The sequence below is a fragment of the Corallococcus sp. CA047B genome (assembly GCF_003612065.1).
In the GTDB taxonomy this organism is placed as follows: domain Bacteria; phylum Myxococcota; class Myxococcia; order Myxococcales; family Myxococcaceae; genus Corallococcus; species Corallococcus praedator.
Genome location: NZ_RAWD01000637.1, coordinates 1 through 1651 on the forward strand (window position 1 = coordinate 1; position 1651 = coordinate 1651).

The following is a 1651-nucleotide window of genomic DNA, read 5'->3' on the forward strand; positions in this document are numbered from 1 at the left end:
GGGGGAGGCCGTGGGGCTGGGCCTGGAGGTACGCGACCAGCTTCTCCCGCACGAGGCAGCGCAGGTCGAACGCCTTGCCCGCGTCGGATGCGCTCACCAGGGCGCGCAGCTTCATGGTGCGCTCGCTCAGGTCCGTCACCTGGAGCCCCTGCGCCTTGCCGTCCCACAGGCCCTTGGATTCTTCATCCAGGATGCGCTTGAGCTCCGCGCGCACCGCCGGCACGTCGGTGCGGAAGTCCACGTAGAGCTCCGCCGTGCCCAGGATGTCGGGCGACACCTTGCTCCAGTTCTGGAAGGGCTTCTCCAGGAACTGGGTGATGGGGATGACCAGCCGGCGCAGGTCCCACACCTTCACGACCACGTAGGTGAGGGTGATCTCCTCCACCCAGCCCCACTCGTTCTCCACGATGACCGTGTCGCCGATGCGGATGGGCTGCGTGATGGACAGCTGGATGCCCGCGAGCAGCGTGCTGATGGACTTCTGCGCCGCCAGACCAATCACCAGGCCCGCGAGCCCCGCGGAGGCGAGCAGCGACACGCCCACGTTGCGCACCGCCTCGAACTGGAGGAGCAGCAGCGACGCGGCCACCAGCACCACCGCCACCTCCACCACGCGGCGCAGGATGGACAGCTGCGTGCGCAGCCCACGCACGCGCGCCACGTCCGTGCCCTCCGGGGACTGGGCGACCCGGGTCTCCAGGAAGCGCGCCGCGCGGGTGAAGAAGCGCAGGAGGAACAGCGCCGACGCCACGATGATGATGGAGCGCGCGCCCAGGTCCAGGGCGCCCTGCGCCGGCGGAGGCAGCATCAGGAGCCGGGCACCCGTGGCCGCGATCATCGACCCCAGCACGTGGCGCATCGTGCCCCTGCCCGCCGCGAGCAGCTCGTCATCCCACCCGGACTTCGTCAGCCCGGCGGCCCGGGCCCCCAGGCGCAGCGCCAGCGCCTCGCCCAGTTGTCCCAGCACCCACGCGCCCGCGAGCAGCGCCGCGAGCCCCAGCCACTGCCACGCCTCCAGCACCCACAGCGGGCGGGTGAAGAACACCGGCGGCAGTCGCTCCAACAGCGGCGAGCCGTGCTCCGCGAACAGCGCGTCGATGGCGCCCACCGTGTCCGCGCTGAAGACCCAGACCGGGCCCCCTTCCGCGTCCACGCGCTCCAGGATGATGTCCTGGGGTCCCCGGGCGGTGGCCACCTGTCCCAGCACCTCGCGGCGGGCCCGCTCCCCCGGTCCCACCGGCTCCCGGCCGATGCGCGCGAAGTCCAGCCACAGCGTCCGATCCAGCACCACCACCAGCCGCCGCGCCAGCTTGAGCCCTTCTTCCGCCTGCGTCGCCGGGGGAAGCCGCGACAGGTCCAGGTACTGCGGCGCCCGGACGGCGTCCCGCGCATGGGCTGCGTCCAGGAACCCCGACGCCGTCGCTGCGGGCGTGCGCCGGTCCACGTCCGAGGGCGGCGGAGGCAGCCCCGCGTTCAGCGCGAAGGCCCCCACGGGCCCCAACAGCAGCAACAGCCACATCCACGGCGGAACGGAACGGCGCACGGCGGCACTCCCCTGTTTCGAACTAGATGTTTTGAGTGCAAACAATCATCTTGGGCCAGGGGTGTCCACCAAGGATGACGCGGGGGGCCAAGGGCTGTCTCTTATACA

Annotated in this window: 1 protein-coding gene; it reads right to left on the reverse strand. The window is 71.5% G+C overall.

The genetic code is table 11. From position 1 onward, the window contains the following. Positions 1 to 1543: mechanosensitive ion channel family protein (locus tag D7X74_RS45160; protein ID WP_304984952.1), on the reverse strand; the 1543-nt coding region annotated here is incomplete at its 3' end. Positions 1544 to 1651: the final 108 nt, after the last annotated feature.